Source organism: Dyadobacter sp. 32, from assembly GCF_902506755.1.
In the GTDB taxonomy this organism is placed as follows: domain Bacteria; phylum Bacteroidota; class Bacteroidia; order Cytophagales; family Spirosomataceae; genus Dyadobacter.
This window is the reverse complement of the sequence record NZ_LR735258.1, coordinates 2449473-2473079: the sequence shown is the minus strand read 5'-3', so window position 1 is coordinate 2473079 and position 23607 is coordinate 2449473. Positions and strand designations below refer to the sequence as shown.

Here is a 23607-nt window from a genome sequence, read left to right as displayed (position 1 = left end):
ATACGGATTTGTGACTGATATTCAAAATTTAGTGTTTGAGTGCAGATAACTATCTTTCTGTCAATGAGTAAGGAATTGATTTTTGAGTTAAATTTTATTTGAACAATACAAAATACGCATACTTTCGGATCTTCCGGAATGTAAGGATGGCCTTCCGCATAACGGCTCCTCCCTATCTGATGGTCACGGGTGCATTTACACTTTCTGTGCTGGCTGTTGTTTCCGTACATTGGACTTGTACTCCGTTGGCAGCATGTTGAATTTGGCTTTGAACGATTTGGCGAAGTAATTGGGCGCCGTGAAGCCGGTCATGTAGGAGATTTGTGAGATGCTCAAATCACTGTTTTCCAGTAAGACGGCTGCCTTTTCTAGTTTGATGGATCGGATAAATTCAATAGGGGTTTGTCCGCTCATTTCCAGTACTTTACTGTACAGGGAGCCACGGCTCATGCCTACGTGTTTGCTGAGGTTTTCGACGCTCAGCTGGGTGGTGTGCAGGTTGTCTTCCACGTAGGACAACATGTCTTTGAGCAGTTTTTCCTGGCTGGATTCTATTTGCGGGGCCTGTCCCGCCACTTTGATGTACCGGGAATAGACCCCCTTCAGAAGCCTGTTTAACAAGATCAGGTTGTTGATCTTGGCATTGAGGATATCGAAATTGAACGGTTTGGTAAGGTAGTCATTTGCCCCGGAGTTGAGCCCTTCGAGCTGCTGCTGCTCACCGGTGGAGGCTGTAAGCAGTATGATGGGAATGTGTTTTGTCCTTTTGTCCGACTTGATTTTCTGGCTCAGCGCGATGCCATCCATTTCGGGCATGGCAATGTCACTCACGATCAGTTCGGGATGGTGGCTGAGGGTCTTTTGCCAGCCTTCCTTGCCGTTACTTGCTTCGATCACATGGTAGTAGGGCATCAGGCTCTCCTTCAGGTACTGCCTGAATTCTTCATTGTCTTCGATGATCAGCACCGTCGATGGCTCGTCGGTAGGCGTCCTGTCGGGCCGGGCAAGGGTTGCTTCTGTTCTGGCTGGTTCGGATACAGGCTCGTCCGCCACGGGAAAGCAGTCGGCTGCCAGTGGAAGCAATACCACAAATGTACTGCCTGCGCCCGGCTCGCTTTCAACCCTGATCGTTCCCTGGTGCAGTTGCACAAATTCACGGACAATGGAAAGCCCGATCCCGCTGCCCTGGTTGAGAACCGCCTGGTTGGTTTCATTTTGATAAAACCGATCGAAGATCTTGTCATGTTTATCTTCAGGAATGCCCGATCCGGTATCGGCCACGTCGATCCTTAGCCAGTGTTTGCCGTCAGGGTCGGTGTGTGCCGAAATATTCAATTTCACTTCACCGCCTTTGGGCGTAAATTTGAAAGCATTGGATAGTAAATTGAACAGGATCCGTTCAAGTTTATTGGCATCAAAATCCATTGCAAGTTGGCGCAGCGTGCTTTCTATTTTAAATTGAATGCCTTTTCGGATGGACAGGTCGCTAAACTGGGCGCAGGTATCCCGGATGTACAGAATCACATCCTTACGCATCAGGTCGAGCGTATGTTCCTGCTGCTGCATGTTTTTGAAGTCCAGTAGCTGATCCACCAGGTTGAGCAATCTTTTAGCATTTCGCTTGATGGCTACTACAGGCGGGTGAAGCTCGGTGGTCTGGGTTTTGGCCAGGAGGTTGTCCACCGGGGCCAGAATGAGGGAGATGGGCGTGCGGAACTCGTGGCTGAGATTGGTCAGGAACTTGATTTTCAACCGGTCGAGTTCCTGAGCCTGCTCCACTTCTGCTCGTTGCTGCTGCTCCCGAAACTGCCTCTGCAGCTTTTGTATGCCGCGGCGTCTCATGAAAAACACGATGGCAAATGGCGTCAGAAAATAGAATATGTAGGCATAAATGGTCAGATAAAAGGGCGGCTTCACGATAACGGCAACGGAAGTGGTTCTGGGACTCCAGTTGAGTCCATCTCTGCTGGCCTGCACCTCAAAAACATATTTGCCCGGACTCAGGTTGGTATAACTGGCGAGGTTGGTAAGGCCGGTTTCGTTCCATTCCGACTGCATGCCCAGCAGCCTGTGCCGGTACTGTACCTGTTTGGGATTGGTATAATCAAGGGCAGCATAGCCCAGGGAGAAATTTTGTTTGTAATCGAGGCTGATTGTTTTGGCTACGGATATAGCCGCGTCGATGAAGTTGGAATCGGCAGGCGTGATGCTGCGGTTACCAATCCGGAGGTCTTTTAGAATAATCGGTGGAATGTCCTTGACTTTGGGCAGACTGCGTGTATCTATATAATTGAATCCCGCAATGCCTCCAAAGAAAAGTGTTTGATCGGCAGCCACAAGACCCGCACCTAGCACAAATGTCCGGTCCTGAATGCCGTTGTAAGAAGTGTAGTTGGTGAATTTTTTGTGCTGCAAATCAAAGGAACTTATACCCTGATTGGTACTTACCCAGATCCGCCCCTGCGCATCTTCGAGAACCTTATTCACTACATTGCTTGCCAAGCCTTCCTTTTCTCCATAAGCAATGAATTTTCTGGATCGGGGATCGTACAGCGCCAATCCTTCCCCGGCAGTGCCCACCCAGATATTTCCCTTTTTATCTTCCAGTAAAGAAAAAACAATGTTTCCCGGCAGATTGCTGCTCTGTTTGTCGAGCAGGATAGATTTTTTCCGGACGGGGTCAAAAAGGGCAATGCCGGTCCCGTGTGAGGCAATCCAGAGTTGTCCGTGCCGGTCCTGCAAAATGTCTCTGATGTATCCGTTGACAGGGATAATGCGTTTGGCAATGGGTGTGGCCGGGTCGAAATACCTTGTGAAGCGCTTGGTGACCGGATCAAACTGATTGACCCCGCCGCCATTGGTTCCTAGCCATAATTTGCCGTCTTTGTCTTTCTTAATACAAAATATTTCGTTGTTACTCAGGCTGGTCGAGTCTTTACCACGGGTATACTGGGTGTAGGTCCCTGTACCCGGATTGAACCGGAACAGGCCATCCTGAAAAGTCCCTATCCAGAGTTCCTGGTCAGAAACCAGTTCGAGTGTCAGGATGGCCAGGCCTGAAGCGGCCTTCTTGTTGGGCGGATTGATTGGGAATTTTTTGAAAAGATTCGTGTTCCTGTTGTACAAGTTGAGCCCGCCTCCATCTGTACCGACAAAGAGATCGCCGGATCCGGTTTGGGCAAAAGAGGTTACAAAGGGTGCGCTCAACCCATAAGGGTCATTGACGTCGGCTCTCTTTAGCCCGAAAATGGCCAGGTTTTTATCATACTTGTTTACCCCGCCCTTGTAGGTACCCAGCCAGCAGATGCCTTCATTATCGATCAGCACGCTCCGGACCGATTTGTTACTGAGACTGAATTGGGTCCTTGCATCGGGGACGTACCGTTTAATGTTTCCGTTGCGGGTATCCATCACGTTTAGCCCGGCGTCGGTGCCTATCCAGAGGTGGTGATCCTTCTCCCATGCGATCGCAAAGACCATATTGGAGCTCAGCGAATTATTATTGCCGGGTTCATATCTGTAACTCTGTAAAATTTGCCCGTTCGGATGAAGCTTATGTACACCATTGTATGTACCCACCCAGACGTTTCCCTGGCGGTCCTCCACAATGGACTTTACAGTCCGTGGACCGGCTTCCTCGGGCAGAGACAGCAGATAATTGACATGCTCATCCTCCTTGTGCGACGGGTCAATGCGGAATAAGCCATTTTTGGATCCGATCCATACTCTTTGTTTCCGGTCAATGGCAATGCTGAGAATCATTCCTTTGGATATCTCGTCAGGAATATTCGGTTTCGAAGAAAAGGTACTGATTTCACGGCTGATCGGGTCCACGTTGATGAGCCCACTGGTCGTACCCACCCAGAGCTTACCGGAGGCATCGCTCCCGATACTCGTCACACTGTGCGGAGAAGGTATACTTATGAACGAATCTTTTTTCCGGTCATAGAGGTGAAGGCCTCCTTCAATGGTACCCACCCAAATGCGGCCCGCCGCGTCCTGATGCAAGCTGGAAACATCACTTGATTTGAGAGAGGTCGGGTCCTTCTTGTTGTGCCGGTAAACCTGCACATCGGTTCCGTCAAACCGGTTGAGGCCATCATCTGTGGCAATCCACACGAGGCCCAGATGATCTTTCAGGATGGCCGTTACGGTGTTGGATGACAGGCCGTCCATGGAGGTTAGCGAGGTGAACTTCGGCTCCGGACGCTGTGCCCATACGGCCCCCGCCCATGCGTTGATCAGGACAAGGAGTGCAGCAAACCGGCAGATGAAAAGATACATGGATCGCATGGATGTGGTGGAATAAATAAGCTTCCCCTTTTGATGATAACAGGATTTGACAATGTCCGTTCCAGATTACTAAATCTCAGATGGCCGGGGTTATACTCTCCGCAAGTAGTAAGCCGGCGCATTTTGATCCAAAATCGAAAAAATAATTCTAAAAATGCAAGTTTGTCTCCGAATCGGGCATTTTTTAGACTCATTTGAACAATTGTATCGGTAAAATGAACAAATATGCTCACACCTGAGCGGTGAGGTTCGTTACTTTTGTCGACAATAAATCAAATAATATCTGGAAAAAATCATGCACCTGGCTGATACCCAAATCCAGGATTTGCAAGCAGCGCAGTAAATGTATTGCTGTGCAGAGAACAGGATTTTAGTATCAACATAAGAAGAAATTATGCCTGATTTTAATAATGTCAAAATGACACCAATTAATTCCACTGCAAGCTTTTGATTACGACCGCAACGCTATTTGATCACTAAAACAGAACCATTTAATCCTGACTAATTCTATGACCTGAAACTATACTTCCTGTAAAACACCGTCAGGCTGCAAGTCTTCCGGTAGTGTCACCAACGCCCACCGAATCGGAGGCGCGCTTTACCTATTTTTAATCATTAAATCGTACATGATATGCATGACAGTTTATTAAACCGTAACATGTTGGCAAGGATCGCGGGAATCTCCGCACTTCCAATATTATTGCTGGGTGGCGCTACGGCCAGGCCACTTCCCGGTTCTACTTATTTGGTCGAACGGAATGTAGAACGAAGGATGGCTTCCATGGCTGATACCGAAATTACAGGCAAGGTAACCGATGCAGACGGCCTGGGGCTTCCGGGCGTAAATGTGCTCGTCAAATCCACTGTACGCGGAACCAGTGCCGATCAGAATGGGAATTACAAGCTGAACATTCAGGATGGCGATGCTATTCTGGTATTCTCCCTGGTGGGGTACACATCGAAAGAAGTGACAATAGGTTCGCAAAAAAGCATTAACGTGACGCTTGAAGTGGACAATAAAACACTGGAAGAGGTGGTTGTGGTGGGTTATGGAACCCAACGGAAAAGAGACGTGACTGGCTCAGTGGTATCAGTAAGCGAAAGCACATTAAAAGAAGTTCCTGCACCCAACCTGATCAGTCAGCTGAAAGGGCGTGCTGCCGGGGTTTCAATCGTGAGTAATGGTTCAACGCCTGGCTCGCAGGGGCAGATACGGATCCGGGGAAACCGGACACTGACCACCAATTCAGGATCCAGCGATGGTCTGGATGGCCCGCTGGTCGTGGTGGACGGCATACCTTTCGGAGGATTGAATGACATCAATCCGGACGATATCCTTAGCCTGGAAGTATTGAAAGATGCTTCTGCGACCGCGATTTATGGTTCTCGCGGCTCGGGAGGCGTAATTTTGGTAACGACCAAAAGAGGTAAAATAGGGAAACCGGTTCTCAGTTATGACGGCTATCATGGTGTGACCAACATCATGGGTAAATTCAATGTGATGAATGGCCAGGAATATGCCCAGTTCAAAGCAGATGCGGCCAAATACAACCGCACCAGCCCGGGAACATCCGGTTATGTTTTAACTCAAAAAGAGCAGGAAGCACTTGATAAGGGCATATCAACCGACTGGCAGGATCTGATTTACAAGCAAGGTTTTATGTCTAATCACCAATTAGGCGTACAGGGTGGTAGTGAGACAACGCAGTATTCCATAGGGTTGGGTTATTTCAATGAAACAGGGATCATTCCGAGCCAGAATTTCCAGCGTTTCAATATCCGCGCGACGATTGACCAGAAGATTGGCAAACATGTAAAAATCGGGCTTAATACTTTAAATACGCTGACTTACCAAAACACACCTGGCGGTGGCGGGATTCCTGGCGGTCTTGTGCGCCTGACTCCTCTGGCATCGCCTTACAATGCTGATGGTACCGTCAATACATTCCCCTCAGAAGGTTCTATTGATGCAGCCGGCGTAAGTCCGCTTACGATTTTGACCAAAAAAGACTCCTACATGGGACGGACACGCGCACTGCGGACATTCAATAGTCTTTATGCTGAGGTCAATATTCTACCGGGATTGAAATACCGATTCAACGCGGGTCTGAATTTCAGCCAGTCGAACTACAATGGCTACAATGGCCCGCTGACGTATTTCAATTCTGCTACAACGCAGGCATCATCCAATGCCGAGATCAGTAATACAGAATATTGGGATGTAAACCTGCAGCATTTGCTTTACTTCGACAAAACATTTGCTGGCAAGCATAAACTGGGCTTTACCGCACTTTATGAGTACACCAAAAACCACTCCCTCGGCAGCCGCTTTACGGTGACAGGTGTGCCTGCGGATTATATCAAAACGTCCAACTTTTCGCTTGCCTCGGGGCAGCCTGTCGCCAGTTCGGATTTTGGTAACTCGTTTTCCGAAACAGGATTGTTATCCTATATGGGCCGCTTAAATTACAGCTATGCCGACAAGTATCTGCTGACCATGACCCTTCGTAGGGATGGTTCTTCTACATTATCTCCTGGCAATCAGTATTTTAATTATCCCGCTATTGGCTTAGGATGGAATGTGGTGGAGGAAACTTTTATGAAATCAGCACCTTTCGTTTCCAATCTTAAATTGCGTGGCGGATGGGGTATATCAGGAAACCGGAATGTGGGTGCCTATTCAACGCTTGGCGCATTATCAGCCGGGTATTACAATTTCGGAACAGGAACTGCCGGACAGCAGCTGGCTTATACCGTGACCAGCCTTCCTGCCAATGACCTGACCTGGCAATCGACTTCTCAGCTGGATATTGGTATCGATTTTGGTATACTAAATAACCGCATTACAGGTTCGGTGGACTGGTATCACCAAAAAACCAAGAACATTTTGCTGTCGGTTCCGCTTCCTGCGAGTAACGGTGCCAGTTCTACTTTGAAAAACCTTGGTAAAACGGAAGGTAAAGGTGTGGAAGTAACGACAACCTTTGAGATCGTCAGAAAACCAAAAGGATTTAACTGGAGTGTAGACGCGACTTACTTTTTCAACCGTGAGAAAATCACGCAGTTGACAACGCCGGAAGAACAGTCGAACATTGGTGCGGGATGGTTTGTAGGGCAGCCGCTTTCAGTTATTTATGATTATAAAAAATTGGGTATCTGGCAGACTGCCGACAAGGAAAACGGTACCTTGGCCAAGCAGACATCTCCTGTACAACACCCCGGACAGATCCGCGTGGAAGACCTGAACGGTGATGGAAAAATTGACGCCAAGGACCGGCAGCTTCTGGGTAATTTCCAGCCCAAATGGGAGGGAGGCCTTACGACCCGTTTCAGTTTCAGGAATTTTGATGCTTCCGTTGTTACTTATGCCCGTATGGGGATGAAAGTAATTGTGCCCTATCTTACAGGTAACTCAACAGGATCAGGTGGATTTGCCTTCTTTAACCAAAGCCGGGTGAATCAGGTAAAAACGGATTACTGGACAGAAACAAATCCTACCAACGCATTTCCTGCTCCCGATGCCAGCGGCGCTGTGGCTAACTTTGGTTCTACGCTTGGCTATTACGACGGTTCGTTTATCAAATGCAGAAGCATTAACCTCGGATACACTTTCCAAAGTAATGTTTTCAGAAAGATTGGTGCAACATCGGCCAGGATCTACGTAAACCTGACCAATCCATTCATCATCTATTCGCCTTTGGTAAAAGACAAACTGGCAATCGACCCGGAAGGAAACAGCTATGCAAGTGGTCAGTCGACGCTTAACCCGGATGCTTCCAGCGACCGTGGGACGCCGGAGCGTCAGATTTCGGTAAATCTTAATAATCCTCCGGTAAGACAATTCACTGTGGGCGTTAACCTTAAATTCTAATCCGATTATGAAATCCATAAAAACTCTGATTACTGCCGCGCTGATTGTTTCACTCAGCTCAGGTTGTGAAAAAGTGCTCGAAGAGCATCCGCAGTCCCAAATTGTTCCTTCTTATTTTAACAGTCCTTCAGGCGTGCTCGGAGGGATAGCAGGGGTCTATAACGATATTCGGGGCCAGTGGGGTACCGAAGGGTTTACGGTCGAAATGCAGGCCGGAACCGATGAATTCATTCAGGGTGTCAATGCCGGTACGGGTAATGCTTATACTTACAATGGTTTGAACAGCAGTAACTTTGGGTCTGCCTGGGGTGTTGCTTTTCAGGATATCAACACCTTGAACGGCGTGCTTCAGTATGGTCAGACCATTGACCTGAACGAGGCGACGCGGAAGCAATATCTGGCGCAGGCCAAATTTTTGAGGGCATTCTGGTATTTCTATCTGGTGCAGACCTGGGGCGATGTGCCGCTCCATACGGAATTCATTACTGTACCCTCGCAGGCTGCTTCGCGCCAACCAGCGGCAGAAGTTTATGCGCTGATCATAAATGATCTTACGGAAGCTGCCGCGGACTTGCCCAACCAGCCTACTGCTCCATTCCTCGGAAAAGCGGCAACCAAACCAGTGGCTCAATTCCTGCTTGCCAAAGCATACCTGACCCGGGGATGGCTGAACAATACAGCCAGTGATTTTACGCAGGCTGCCAAAATTTGCGATGAAATTATTGCCAGCAAAGCAGCTTATGGACTGGATCTATGGCAGGATTATGGGGATGCGTTTGTTCCTGCAAACGACTACGGGAAAGAGACGATGTTTGTCAGTGACCACGTGATGGATCCAAAATATGGCTACTACAATGTTGGCGGAGCAGCCGGAGGCGGTGCGGCACAAAACCTGAGCCCATGGTTCACCAACTGGAATTATCCTAGCAACAGTGGCATTAACTCGATCAAAAATGCGGCCGGCGTTTTCACCAACAGCGGAACATCCGGCATGATCCGCGATTCGTACTACGGTCGCCCTTATGTGCGTATGCGCCCCAATTCGGACAAACAGACTACGGGTATACGTGCAGGGAAAAACTATTTTCTGGATCAGGCTTTTACAAACCGGGATGTCGATTCCCGTTACGCCAATTCGTTTTATACCGTTTATATTTCAAACACCGCGGTAACGAATACGCCAACAACCGCGAATAATACACGAGGGATCGGTTATACGATGGTTCCGGGTTCTGACACGGCCGTCTGGCTGCCCGACTATGAAGTGCCGGGTGCGCCTCAATTTGTAGGGTCAAGGCCATTTAAAGGTATAGTTGTGCCGCCAAGTCTTTGGAACAACGGTATCTTTCCGGCACTGAAAAAATACATGGATCCTAGTCGCGGTGCCAATTTTAACGATCCCTCTACGCGTCCCGCTGTTTTGTACCGTTTTTCAGATGTTTACCTGACAGGTGCTGAGGCTCATTTCAAAGCCGGCGATGCATCGAAAGCTGCCACGATGATCAATGTTTTGCGGCAGCGTGCAGCATTCCGGAAAACCAATACCACGGCTCAGAATACAGCTGCTGCCACGGCCATGAGCATTACGGCGGCTGACGTAACGCTGGATTTTATTCTGGACGAAAGGAGCCGCGAATTTTTCGGAGAATGGCAGCGGTGGCATGACCTTGTAAGAACGCGCTCACTTGTACGTCGCGTGCAGGAGTGGAATAAGGAGGCTTTACCTTACATCAAAGATTTTCATATGTTACGTCCAATCCCGCAATCACAGATAGACAGGGTGGTGGAAGGTCCTAAGTTTCCGCAAAACACCGGATACTAGTGTTCAATTGCAAGAGCGCGTAAAAAACACAGAGATGGAGAGGCTGCCGGTATCTGCAGTGCTCCATCTCATGGTTATTTAATTCAGGTAATGTCCCGAAAATGCAGACCCCAGCAAATTGATTTTACAATTTCCAATCATAGTAAAAAAGATGCTTCAATTTAAAAATTACATACTGGCTACATTGTCGATTGTGCTTTCAGGCCAGGTGTGGGGCCAGGCCACGGTGGAAAAGATGAAGCCATTAATCAGTGACCTGTACACGGCCGATCCTTCGGCACATGTATTTAATGGCAAAATCTACATTTATCCATCACACGATATTGAAGCGGATGTGCCGCAGGATGACGAAGGTGGCCATTTTCAGATGCGCGATTACCATGTGTATTCCATGGATAAGATCGGAGGCAAAGTGACCGACCACGGGGTAGCGCTGGATGTAAAGGACGTCCCCTGGGCCGAAAAGCAAATGTGGGCGCCGGATGCAGCTTTCAAAAACGGCACTTATTTTCTTTATTTTCCGGCCAAAGACAAAGAAGGTACTTTCCGTATAGGTGTGGCTACGAGTAAATCGCCGACCGGACCTTTCAAGGCCGAACAGCACCCCATTCCAGGCAGTTACAGCATAGACCCTGCCGTATTTGCCGACACAGATGGTAAAACCTATATGTATTTCGGGGGCATCTGGGGTGGTCAGCTGCAGCGCTGGCACACCGGCCAATATGATAAGACATTGATGACCGATTTGGGAAAAGGGCACGAAAACGAACCGGCACTCCATGCTAAAGTAGCGGTAATGCGTGGCGATATGCGCTCGTTTGATGAGCCTGTCAGGGACATTCAGATTCTTGATGAAAAGGGGAAACCGCTGCTGGCGGGAGATCACAACAGACGTTTTTTTGAAGGAGCATGGATGCATAAGTATAACGGGAAGTATTACTTCTCTTATTCCACGGGCGACACGCATCTGCTGTGCTATGCCGAAAGTGCTTCTCCCTATGGACCATTTACTTACAAAGGTGTGATCATGAATCCGGTTCAAGGCTGGACCACACATCATTCTATTGTGGAGTTCAAGGGCAAGTGGTATTTGTTCTATCATGATTCCGCACTTTCCGGAAAAACCCATCTTCGTAACATGAAGGTGAGAGAGTTGGTCAGAGACGGCGACGGGAACATTAAAACGATTACGCCCTGATAAGCTGTCAGCTATCGGTGGTCAGTAATCGGCAATCAGATTGATGATTGTCTTACATTAATTCGTGATTATGTGTTGTAAGTTTTAAGAAAGTTTCCCTGCCAACACGAAAAAAATGCGGGAGCTATTAGCAACTAAAAAAGATGATAAACAAGCAATTTGTTAACACAGCTGTATTCGTCTGCCTGATACTTTTCGGACCATGCGTCCCGGCACAGACAACCACGCTGGTCAATCCGATTTTAACCGGCTTTTATCCGGACCCCAGTGTGGTGAAGGTAGGCACCGATTATTATCTGGTCAATTCCACATTCTCCTACTTTCCGGGTATTCCGGTGTTTCACAGTAAGGATCTCAAAAACTGGAAGCAGATCGGGAATGTCATTGATCGGGCATCCCAGATGGATTTCATGGGCGAGAGGTTAACCAGAGGTCTTTTTGCGCCGGCGATAAGCTATCACAACGGAACCTATTACGTTACCTGTACCGATATTGACCACGACGGCAACTTTATCGTAACGGCAAAGAATCCGGCTGGCCCATGGAGTAATCCGGTACGGGTGCCACAGGTACGGGGTATAGATCCGTCCCTGTATTTTGATGATGACAACAGAGCTTACATTGTTTATAACAGCGATGCACCTGACCGAAAACCATTGTACCCGGGTCACAGAACCATCCGGATCTATGAAATTGATCCGGTAACCCTCAAAGTAATGGGTGAGGAAAAGCAGCTGGTCAATGGCGGGGTAGATTTGAGCCAGAAACCGGTCTGGATTGAAGCGCCCCATATCCTGAAAAGAAACGGATGGTACTATCTGTATGCTGCCGAAGGGGGAACGTCCGTGAATCATACCGAGGTTGTGTTTCGCAGCCGGTCGGTGTGGGGGCCTTATGTGGCTTATGACAACAATCCGATCCTGACACAAAAGGGATTGCCGGATGACCGGAAAGATCCGATCACTTCGGCTGGCCACGCGCAGTTTGTTGAAGGTCCGGATGGCAGGACCTACGCCATTTTTCTTGCAGTAAGACCTTATGAAGGTAATTTCTACAACACAGGCCGCGAAACCTTCATCGCACCCGTTGAATGGAAAGATGACTGGCCGATCATTAACCCGGAAAGCAAAGACATTAAGTACGAGTACGTAGTGAATTACAAAGAAGTGAAGCAGAAGGACGCGCTTTCACAGGCTGGCAATTTTGCATACACACTCACTTTTGAAAACACGTTGGATCCTGCATTGCTTTTCATGAGAACCATTGACAGCAGTTCATTTTCGCTATCGAAGAAAAATGGCCTGACCATGAAATTGAAACCGGAAACGATTCAGGAAATGGGCAACCCTTCCTTCATAGGTAAACGTCAGCAGCATCTATACTGCACCACGGAAACGGAGCTTGATTTTTCACCCAAATCGGAAAAGGAAAAAGCCGGTCTGAGCATTTTTCAGGATGAATCTCATTTTTATTTTATTGGCAAATCGGTCGAGAATGGCAAGCCGGTCATTCAGCTTTTTAAAAGCGGAGCGGATAAGAAAAGCATGGAGTTGCTCACGCAAACGGCGGTATTGGATGTTTCCAAGCCGGTCAAATTGCGCATTGTTGCCGAAGGGGATACTTACAGTTTTTACTATTCAAAAGGCAATAGCTGGGAACTGCTGAAAGTCAAGGTCGATGCGAAATTCCTGAGCACGCAGGTTGCAGGAGGTTTTATCGGATGTCTGTTTGGTATGTATGCAACATCATCAGGCGAGCAAACCGGTAATTCGGCTTCGTTCAAATATTTGAAGTATAGCGGAAATGATCCTATGTTTAAAAAGGTTTCCAAATGAAGCTTGTATCTTTCTCAGGATCTGATCCAAATATTATCTCAATTATGAAACGACTTTTATCCATAGCAGTGAGCCTGCTACTGCAGGCCCAGGTGAGCGATGCGCAGGATATCCTGATGGAAATGCCAAGGGGATACGACAAGGTAAAAGAGGACCAGCTTGCCGGGAAAATAGACACGATTCAATATCAGTCCAAGACAGTAGGAAACAATCGTAGAGCATTGGTTTACACGCCGCCGGGTTTTGATAAAAAGAAAAAATACCCTGTGCTGTATCTTTTACATGGAATTGGCGGGGACGAAAAGGAATGGCTGAAAGGCGGCAATCCGCAACTGATCCTGGACAATTTGTATGCTGAAAAGAAAATCGAACCCATGATTGTGGTGATGCCAAACGGAAGGGCTATGAAAGACGACCGTGCCACCGGCAACATCATGGCGCAGGACAAGGTGGCTGCGTTTGCAACATTTGAACAGGATTTGCTCAAAGATCTGATTCCGTTTATCGAAAGCAAATATCCGGTTTTGAAAGATCGGGAGCACCGTGCCATTGCCGGACTATCCATGGGAGGCGGCCAGTCGCTCAACTTCGGATTGGGTAACCTGGATAAATTTGCCTGGGTAGGTGGATTCTCTTCGGCTCCAAATACCAAAATCCCGACCGAGCTCATGCCTGATCCTGAGGAAGCCAAAAAGAAGTTGAAATTACTTTTTATCTCCTGCGGTGACCAGGACAGACTGATCACATTCAGCAAAAGGACGCATGATTATATGTTTGAAAACGGTGTTCCCCATGTGTATTACATTGAGCCCGGTGTGCATGATTTTAAAGTGTGGAAGAATGGGTTATATATGTTCTCACAGTTTTTGTTTAAACCTGTTGATAATGCATCTTTATCGAAATATACAATACTGGGAACACGTGCTGCAACTAATATCCGCACGGCGCAATACCCGCAGATATTGCCTGATAACCGGGTCGTATTTCGGGTAAAGGCGCCCGATGCACAAAAGGTACTGATCGATCTCGGCAAGAAATACGAAATGAAAAAAGATACCGGCGGTTACTGGAAAGTAACAACGGACTCTATCGGCAAGGGCTTTCACTATTATTCGCTTTTGATTGATGGTGTGGCATTGGCTGATCCTGCCAGCGAAACATTTTACGGGATGGGTCGCATGGCCAGTGGTATTGAGATTCCTTACCGCAATGGGGGCTATTATGGCTTAAAAGATGTGCCTCATGGGGATCTTCGGATAAAAAAATATCTTTCCAAACTGATGGGCTCCTGGCGCGAGATGTACGTGTATACACCACCAGGCTATGATCATTCTGCCGAAAAATATCCCGTGTTGTATCTGCTTCATGGAGGAGGCGAAGATCAGCGAGGCTGGGCTGCACAAGGAAAAACGGATCTCATTCTGGACAATCTGATCGCAGAAGGAAAGGCCAAACCGATGATCGTTGTGATGCTGGATGGGAACATGGGAGGCACGGGCGGCATCGCGGGTTTTAATGAAAATGTGTTGAAACAATTTGAAAATGAGTTGAAATTGGGCGCTATTCCTTTTGTTGAGAGCAGTTTTAGGGTGGAAGCCGATGCGAAAAACAGGGCTCTGGCAGGCCTTTCCATGGGAGGATTACAGACCTTGTATGCCGGAATCAAAAATACCGAAATGTTTTCTTCCCTGGGCGTATTCAGCTCGGGTTGGTTTGCCAACAATACGGCTCTTTCCGAGCCTCAGTATGCGTTTATGAAAAACAACGCAGAAAAGATCAATGGTAACCTGAAAAACTTTTGGATTTCGATGGGAGGTGAAGAAGATATCGCTTTTAAAAATTGCAAGATCATGCGGGCTAAGTTCGATGAAGTTGGCGTAAAATACACCTACAGCGAATACCCTGGCGGACATTCCTGGCCGGTTTGGAGACATGATTTGTTCCAGTTTTCGCAGCTGTTGTTTAAATAAAGCTATCAGCTGTCGGCAATTGGCTGTCGGTGAGGGAGGGCCAAGGCTGACGAGAATCGAAAATAGAGAGCATGTAAAGATAATAGTCTGGTTTGTTTACGTGCAGAATGTGACTGTCGATAACAGACGGCCGAAACCCGACAGCCCAAGACCATCCCATTTTTTAATCAATATTAGTCATGGTAAAAGCGTACGGAATTAAGTATTTGTTTCAATGCGTGGTCGTCTGGGCAGCACTGTTTTCTTCCAAAGATCTTTGGGCACAAAAAACGCTAAAGAACGCTTACAAAGATTTCTTTCCGATTGGTGTCGCGGTTGCTCCCCGAAGCCTGGCTGGCCCTGAGGCGGAGCTGATCAAACAGCAGTTCAACAGTATGACGCCTGAAAACGCCATGAAAATGGGTCCTATCCATCCGGAAAAAAATCGTTACAACTGGAAGGATGCGGATGCCATGGTAGCGTTTGGAGAAAAAAACGGAATCATGGTAAGAGGTCATACGCTTTGCTGGCACAACCAGACGCCACGGTGGTTTTTTACAGATTCACTGGGAATACAGGTAACAAGGGAAGAACTGCTGGCCCGCTTGAAACAGCATATCAATGAGGTAGTGGGCCGTTACAAGGGAAAAATTTACGCGTGGGACGTGGTAAATGAGGCGGTGCCCGATACCGGTTCAAGCATCTACCGCCGAACGAAATTCTACGAAATCATTGGTGATGATTACATTGAAAAGGCGTTTGAATATGCGCATGCCGCTGATCCCGATGCCAGGCTTTTTTACAATGATTACAATACGGAAAGCACAGCAAAAAGGGAGAAAATATATCAGCTGGTTAAAAAATTAAAGGAAAAAAATGTGCCGATACACGGAGTGGGTCTGCAAGCGCATTGGTCCATTTATGAACCTACGCAGGCGGAATTGGAAAAGTCGCTCACACAGTTTGCAAGTTTAGGACTGGCGGTACAGATTACCGAACTAGACGTGTCGGTTTATCCCAAAGAGCACGGACGACGCGAGAAAAGGGCCAGTGATCAGGGTGAACTGACTGCCGAAATGATAGAAAAACAAGCAGCTCAGTATCAGATGTTTTTTGAAGTATTCAGAAAATACAAGGGAACCATTACAGGTGTCACCTTCTGGAATGTGTCGGACAAACACAGCTGGCTGGATAATTTCCCGGTTCCCGGCCGCAAAGATTATCCGTTGCTTTTCGATGAGAATTACAAACCGAAGAGGGCGTTTGAGGGGGTGGTTAATTTTTAGGAATGTAGGGTTGTCAGGAGTGGTCAGGAATTGTCAGGTTTAGTCAGGGGGGGCATGCTTTGTCACGTTGAATACCCATTGTCTGATGAATAAACCTCTGAAAATGAACTGATTTTGGCAGGTTGAGCGGAGCGGCCACCGATGCGGTCGAAACCCGAGCAGTCAAATCAGACTCATTGAAAATCAATAGTTTGTTGATGTACCAATGGCAATCGAGTCGGAGTGCGGGCGATAACGACTATTATGGGAATTTTACCTTAGTCTATTTCTTCTTAGCATTTTTAGACACTTAATTAATATCGTTCTGAGAGAGAACAGACAAGAGCAACCAGGTGCATCAATCACCAATGTATCCCAATTGCATTTACCCACTCAATTCATGAGAATTTTAAAGTTTGCATTCCTACTATTTTTCCTGTCGTATGATCTCTCCGCTGATATCCGCTTGCCACAGCTGATCGGGGATAATATGGTATTGCAGCGTGATCAGCCAGTTAAAATCTGGGGATGGGCAGGGCCAAAAGAGAAGGTAACGGTGACACTGAAAAACAAAAGTTATAAAGTAGTAACCACATCGGAGGGCAAATGGGAAATTAAACTGCCCGCGCAACCGGCAGGTTCAGGGTTTGAAATGGTTTTGAAAGGCAAAAACCAGATCCGGATTAAAAACATAGCTTTCGGAGATGTGTGGCTGTGTAGCGGACAAAGCAATATGGTGATCAATATGGAACGTGTGAAGGAACGTTTTTCTGAGGATATTGCATCCGCCAATTATCCAGACATCCGAAACTCTTTCATCCCTACGACCACGAACCTGAACGGCCCGAAAGAAGATTTGCCTGAATCAAACTGGAAAACAGCAAATTCAAAAGATGTGCTCACGATGGGCGCTGTGACCTATTTTTTTGCAAAGGACCTTTATGATCAATACAAAGTTCCCATCGGAATCATCAATAGCTCGGTAGGAGGTACGCCAATTGAAGCATGGATCAGTGAAGGTGGGTACAAAGACTTTGTTGACACACAAAAAACCATTGCCCAAAATAAAGACACAGCCTATGTTAACTCGTTAAACCGACGCTTTTTAAGCAGCAGAAAAAGGACATCGCCAACAACGGATTTAGGACAGGTCGAGCTCTGGGAAAGCGAAGCATATCAACCCAAGGGATGGCGTAATTTTAACATTCCGGGCTACTGGGAAGATCAGGGACTTAAAGACCTGAACGGCGTGGTATGGTTTCGCAGAGAATTTGAAGTGCCGGAAAACTGGCTCGGAAAACCCGTCAAACTTTACATGGGGCGTATCGTGGATGCGGATGAAATGTATGTGAATGGCAAAAAAATCGGTAACATCACCTACCAGTATCCTCCCAGACGTTATGAGATTCCGGCCAATTTACTCAAAGCGGGTAAAAATACTTTTGTGATCCGCGTTACCAACCAGGCAGGAAAAGGAGGTTTTGTTCCGGATAAACCTTATTTCATGACGTTTCAGGACCAGCAGATCGATTTGAAAGGAACGTGGCAGTATCGGGTGGGACAGGTTTATGAGCCAGTGAATCACAGTAAGGTTTTTCGCCCGTTGGTGCAACAAAACCAGCCCACAGCCTTATTCAACGCCATGATCGCGCCCGTTTTGCCGATGTCTGTGAAAGGGTTTATCTGGTATCAGGGCGAGTCCAATACGGAAAATCCGCAGCCCTACAATAAACTGCTTCCTGCATTGATCAACGATTGGAGAAGCTTGTGGAAGGATCCCGATGCGCCTTTTCTGGTGGTGCAGTTGCCCAACTTTCAGGATGTGAATTACACGCCGGCAGAGAGCAACATGGCTTTGCTGAGAGAAGCTCAAAACAAAGCATTAACCTTGCCCAACACTTCGGTAACTGTCACGCTGGATCTGGGCGAATGGAATGACATTCATCCTTTAAACAAAAAGGACATTGGTAAAAGGCTGGCGCTCTCAGCCCGGCATATTGCTTACAAAGAGAAAGATGTAATTTACAGCGGTCCGAGGCTCAAATCGAAGCGTATTTCGGGGGATAAGATTCTACTTACGTTTGACGGCGTGGCCAATGGCATACAATCCAATGACGGAGAAGCCCTGCGCTGGTTTGCGGTGGCGGATTATGACAGGAAGTTTGTTTGGGCCCAGGCAAAAATAGTAGGCAAGGATCAGATTGAACTGTCCAGTGAAGTGGTGAAATTCCCAAAATATGTACGCTACGCCTGGCAGGATAATCCCGAAGGAGTTAATTTCTACAACTCGGAAGGCTTGCCCGCTTCGCCTTTCAGAACGGATGAAGAAATCCTGGATGAATCAAAGCCCTGGAAGGGGAAGAAAACCGCCGTGGTTTTGACCTACGACGATGCGCTGCATGTGCATCTGGATAACGTGATCCCGGCTTTGGATTCTCTTAGTCTGAAAGGCACCTTTTACCTCACTGCTTCGTCGGAGGCGGCGCGTAACCGCATCGAAGACTGGCGTACGGCTGCAGCCAACGGACATGAACTGGGCAACCACACGGTATATCATCCCTGTGATGCAACGGCAGCGGGAATGAGCTGGGTAAAACCGGAATACGATTTGAGTAAATACAGTCTGGCCAGAATTCAGGATGAAATCAGGATGTGTAATGCTTTTTTGAAATCAATTGACGGTCGGAGCAAACGGACTTTTGCCTTTACCTGTGGTCATAAAAAAGTGGCCGAAGGGGAGTTTATTCAAACACTTTCTGATGAATTTGTTGCAGCCAGATCGGTGCGACATGAAATGCATGCTTTGCAGGAGCAGAACCTCTTCAACATGGATTGTTATTCTATGGTTGGGCAGACAGGGCAGCAAATGATCGCATTGGTGAAAGCAGCGCAGCAGAGTGGCAAACTGCTCGTTTTTTTGTTTCACGGTGTAGGTGGAGAGCATGCGCTGAATGTTTCCAGGGAGGCGCATAGCGAGTTGCTGCATTATTTGAAAGCGCAGGAGAATGAGGTTTATATCGATACCATGCTCAATGTGGCGGAGCATTTGAAGAATTTCAAATGAGAAATCTGGTGTTCGAGATCCCAAAAGTAAGTCCTTGAAACGACAACGTCCATCAATAAATTATTTTCCATGAAAAGTAAATTTCTATTCGTATTCATAAGCTTCATCCTGCTCAATTCGGCATCATTTGCGACTGATCCATTGTCGTCTGACGGCGATGACGGGTATAAACTTTGGCTTAAATATGAGCCTTTGACTGATGCATCTGTCAAAGCTGAATATTTAAAATATGCAGCATTTATCGGACTATCAGGTAAAGGTGAAATCGCTCAGAGTGCGGGACAGGAACTTCAAAAGGGACTGAAAAGCCTTTTGGGTAAAAATGTGTCTGTGACCAATTCCTCTGGCAATAAAACAGGCGGTATTGTTCTCAAATTAGAACCTGCTGCGGCAAACAACCAGCAGCAAGAAGCTTACCGGATTCAATTATCAGCAGGTAACATTGTGGTCAGTTCAGAATCGGAGAGCGGTATTCTGTACGGCACTTTTGCATTATTGAGACACATACAGATGCAGCGCTCAGTCAAGAGCCTCAGCCAGACAAGTAGCCCAAAGGTTCGTTACCGCATGCTGAATCACTGGGATAATCCGGATGGAAGTATCGAGCGCGGTTATGCAGGTTCTTCCCTCTGGAAATGGTATGAACTACCCGAGTGCGTCGACCCGCGTTATGAGGATTATGCGCGTGCCAATGCATCTTTGGGGATCAACGGTACGGTGCTCAACAATGTAAATGCCAGCGCACGGTTTATGTCGCAGGAGTACATCTTGAAGGTTGCGGCCATCGCTAATGTCATGCGCAGGTACGGGATCCGAACATACTTATCCGTCTACTTTGCTGCACCGAAAACCCTGGGCGGATTGTCTACATCCGACCCCCTGGATCCTAAGGTTCGGGCGTGGTGGGCCGACAAAGTGGCTCAGATTTATAAAGAAATTCCTGATTTTGGTGGTTTTTTGGTCAAAGCCAATTCAGAAGGAGAGCCTGGTCCGCAGGACTACGGACGCACACATGCCGACGGTGCCAACATGCTCGCGGAAGCGTTTAAGCCTTTTGAAGGCATAGTAATCTGGCGTGCATTTGTCTATAAAGCGGATCCTAATGCGGATCGTTTTAAAGCAGCATACGAAGAATTTGTTCCATTGGATGGAAAGTTTGATCCCAAAGTAATCGTACAGGTGAAAAACGGCCCTATTGATTTTCAACCGCGTGAACCGTTTTCGCCTATGTTTGGTAACATGCCCAAAACGCCATTGGGCATGGAATTTCAGATTACGCAGGAATACCTCGGCTTTGCTACACATGCCGTGTATGAGGCGCCAATTTTCAAAGAATGCCTGGATTCGGATACTTATGTTAATGGGGAAGGGGCTACCGTGGCAAAAGTGGTGGATGGGAGCCTGCATGGTTATGCACGCACGCTCATGGCCGGAGTTGCCAACACAGGAAATGCCCGAAACTGGACCGGACATCCGCTGGCTCAGGCTAACTGGTACGCATTCGGCCGGCTGAGTTGGGATCATCAGCTAAGCTCAGAAGAGATTGCCAGGGAATGGACGGAGCTCACTTTAACACGCAATCAAAAAGCCTGTGCGCATATTGTCGGTTTGATGCTACGGTCACGGGAAATTTATGTCGACTACAACACGCCTCTCGGACTTTCGCGTCCCTGGATGGGCGTTCACTTCGCTCCCGAACCCTGGCAGAACAAAGGTTCCCGTCCCGACTGGACAGCCGTGTATTACCACCGGGCCGATTCCGTCGGTCTTGGATTTGACCGCACTGCTACCGGTAGCAATGCCCTGGCGCAGTACCAGCCGCCGGTACAAGCGCAATGGATTGATCCCGACAAAACCCCTCTGTCTTATCTTCTTTGGTTTCATCATGTGGGCTGGGATAAAAAGTTAAGTACCGGCCGGACCCTTTGGGAGGAACTTTGTACGCGTTTTTACACGGGCGCTGACTCAGTGCGCTGGATGCAACAACAGTGGGAACTTGCAAAAAGCAACCTGGATCCGCAGGTGTACACCGATGTGGCACAGCGGTTGAAGGTCCAGCACCGGGAGGCTGTCTGGTGGAGGGATTCGTGGGTGCTTTATTTGCAAACTTTCGCCAAAAAGCCCATTCCCACGGCATTTGAGCCGCCAAAACAGACTTTGGAAGAAGTGAAGCAGTCGGTGAAGGTGTATCTGATCAGATAGCGCAGGGCAGATGGGGATTTATTCTCGTTGTATCTTTTGGGTTTTTTGGTCATTCATTAAAGTGAGGGGATGCACCCGAAAAAAATGCCGTGATTCAGTTACGCGGAATCGCTCGAAAGGAGCTTCATGCCATGGTCGCGATGAAAGGGTTAATGGCAACAGGTATGGCACAAAGGATCTCGGTGCCGTTGCTGTTCGTGATTATGTCTATCGTCCCATTCATTTCCTGGACTCTGTTTTTAAGAGAAATTAGCCCAACACTTTCCTTTTTTGGTTGGTGGGTTTTCGTAAATCCTTTCCCGTTATCAATGATCTGAAGATGTAAAAGATTGTCTTCTTCATACATAAACAGTTTTACTTTGTCGGCTTTCGCATGTTTAAGGATGTTGGATACCGCCTCCTGGATAATCCGAAGCAGATGAATGCGCATCTCCGGGGGGATGTTGTCGAGCGCATGGACATCAATTTCAATTTGGTTCTCATATTTTCCATCTGGTAAAGCCTGGGTAACGATTTTATTGACACCTTCTATAAAGGCCGCACTTTCTTCTCTTGTGCCGGTGAAGTACCAATCGTGGCTTTTTAATCTTGTGCTTTTATAAGTGTCTCTTGCCATTCGGGCAATGGTTTCAAGCCTGTTTCTTTTTTCTAAATCCTTTTCTTCCAGTGCTTCGGTTTCGATGGAATTACAGATACCGACTAGTCTGCCGGCAATATCATCATGGAGCTCCATTCCCATTTTCTTTTGAACCTGGTGGGCCGAAGCGACCAGTTCGGCAATTTGAATTTGGGTCATTTTGTTTAAGTCTTCTATTTGTTTGTCAGACTTTTCCCGATTTACGCTTAAACGCCATGTAAAAATAAATATGGTGGTGAGTAAGATTATTGAAATAGTAAAAATGAGCACATTCTGATCTCTTTTTTGCTGCTCCGACTTTATCAAATCTTCTTTGCTTTGTTCGGCAATGAGGTGGGCAAACAAATTATTATGGGTGTCTGTCATTTTTACTGAAATAATGGAATCATTGATTTCATAAGCCTTAAGAACATCGTCATAAGCAGCCATGTAGTCTTTATTCATGGCATGAACTTTGCCCGAGTAGAGCAGGAATTTTGTACCATCACCAGATTCATTTGTTTTATAGGATTTTACTTTATCTCTAAATTTTGAAAAGTAGTGATTCGTGCTATCAAGATCGTTTTGGTAAATATAAAAATCTATTAGGTTTGATAAAATAGTCCTTTCAAAAGGGTCTTTAAACAGTGGAGTAACCTGATTTTTGGAAGTGATTATTTTGTAGGCATTTTTTAATATTTCTTCCTCTTTTTTATTGTCAGATAAAATTCTGGCACCAGCACATTGGGTAAGAAAAAGAGACATCTGGCACTGCTCCATTTTGCCTTTGTCGAGCCCTTTAATTTTTTCTAATTGGGTCCATATTTGTTTTGCCAGATTTACGGATTCAAGAACTCTCAATGTATCCTTTCGTTCCAGGTACAGGTTCGAGGCATGTTTTAGAATGGTGAAGGCGTTTACGCAGGTATTAACAGGAGTAGGAGATTTTGAAAGAATCGATGGCAGGGATTTTAAAAATGGCATTACACTATCTATGATTGCTATACGTTTGTCTTGATTGATATGGTTATTCCTTCCATAAATGTAAAGTAGCAATCGCGGTTGATTTAAAGAGTTGGTGTAAGGTTTAATTTCCTGTAATTCTTTCTCCATTTTCTCCAGGTAATAAATGGTAAAGCCTTCCTTATGTACAGCCGTCGCATGATTGGCTAAAAATGCATAGTATTTTACCCGAAATGGTCTGTAATCTTCGTTACTCCAGGCTATTTCCCGATACCTGGTCAATTTTTCCTTTAGTGATGGGTCTTTGAACGATTTTTCCGTGAGGGCTTGTGCCTTAATCAAATAGATCGTGTCGTGAAGAGTACCTGAGCGATGCTGGTTCAATAAGTTATTCCAGTCCTGATCATGGATAACTTCGTTCTGGCCCCGGCTGGCCAGGGTGTGAAGCGACAAAATCAGGGAAGCCAGGAGTGTCTTATGTCTAGCCAGAAATGCAGTTATTTTATTCATAAGTAAGATGATGGATGAA

At 46.9% G+C, this 23607-nt stretch carries 10 protein-coding genes; 8 read left to right on the top strand and 2 right to left on the bottom strand.

The window, feature by feature from the left end; genetic code table 11:
- Nucleotides 1-195: 195 nt before the first annotated feature.
- Nucleotides 196-4284 (bottom strand): two-component regulator propeller domain-containing protein, encoded by a 4089-nt coding sequence (locus tag DYADSP32_RS09945; RefSeq protein WP_414617669.1) that lies wholly within the window; start codon nt 4282-4284, stop codon nt 196-198.
- 640 nt (nt 4285-4924) lie between these two features.
- Between DYADSP32_RS09945 and DYADSP32_RS09940 the strand changes: the two genes are divergently transcribed.
- The 8 genes from DYADSP32_RS09940 (at nt 4925) to DYADSP32_RS09905 (ending at nt 21499) form a co-directional block, all read left to right on the top strand.
- A complete protein-coding gene (locus DYADSP32_RS09940) occupies nt 4925-8164 on the top strand; it encodes a SusC/RagA family TonB-linked outer membrane protein (RefSeq protein WP_414617668.1) in 3240 nt (1079 codons plus the stop codon).
- A 7-nt stretch (nt 8165-8171) separates the two neighbouring features.
- On the top strand, nt 8172-9986 hold the full coding sequence (locus DYADSP32_RS09935; RefSeq protein ID WP_149242879.1) for a RagB/SusD family nutrient uptake outer membrane protein: 1815 nt from the start codon (nt 8172-8174) through the stop codon (nt 9984-9986).
- A 151-nt stretch (nt 9987-10137) separates the two neighbouring features.
- Nucleotides 10138-11184, top strand: a complete 1047-nt coding sequence (locus tag DYADSP32_RS09930; protein ID WP_149242880.1) for a glycoside hydrolase family 43 protein — start codon at nt 10138-10140, stop codon at nt 11182-11184.
- Nucleotides 11185-11327: 143 nt separating this feature from the next.
- Nucleotides 11328-13019, top strand: coding sequence for a glycoside hydrolase family 43 protein (locus tag DYADSP32_RS09925; RefSeq protein ID WP_149242881.1), 1692 nt, complete (start codon nt 11328-11330; stop codon nt 13017-13019).
- A gap of 44 nt (nt 13020-13063) precedes the next feature.
- Nucleotides 13064-14989 (top strand): alpha/beta hydrolase-fold protein, encoded by a 1926-nt coding sequence (locus tag DYADSP32_RS09920; protein WP_149242882.1) that lies wholly within the window; start codon nt 13064-13066, stop codon nt 14987-14989.
- Nucleotides 14990-15168: 179 nt separating this feature from the next.
- Nucleotides 15169-16254, top strand: a complete 1086-nt coding sequence (locus tag DYADSP32_RS09915) for an endo-1,4-beta-xylanase (RefSeq protein ID WP_414617667.1) — start codon at nt 15169-15171, stop codon at nt 16252-16254.
- A gap of 379 nt (nt 16255-16633) precedes the next feature.
- Nucleotides 16634-19297: a sialate O-acetylesterase gene (locus tag DYADSP32_RS09910; protein ID WP_149242883.1), complete on the top strand. Its 2664-nt coding sequence runs from the start codon at nt 16634-16636 to the stop codon at nt 19295-19297.
- A gap of 69 nt (nt 19298-19366) precedes the next feature.
- A complete protein-coding gene (locus DYADSP32_RS09905; protein ID WP_149242884.1) occupies nt 19367-21499 on the top strand; it encodes an alpha-glucuronidase family glycosyl hydrolase in 2133 nt (710 codons plus the stop codon).
- A gap of 124 nt (nt 21500-21623) precedes the next feature.
- Here DYADSP32_RS09905 and DYADSP32_RS09900 read toward each other — a convergent pair whose 3' ends face one another.
- Nucleotides 21624-23588 carry an ATP-binding protein gene (locus tag DYADSP32_RS09900; protein ID WP_149242885.1) on the bottom strand — a complete coding sequence of 655 codons (1965 nt, stop codon included), beginning with the start codon at nt 23586-23588 and terminating at the stop codon, nt 21624-21626.
- Nucleotides 23589-23607: the final 19 nt, after the last annotated feature.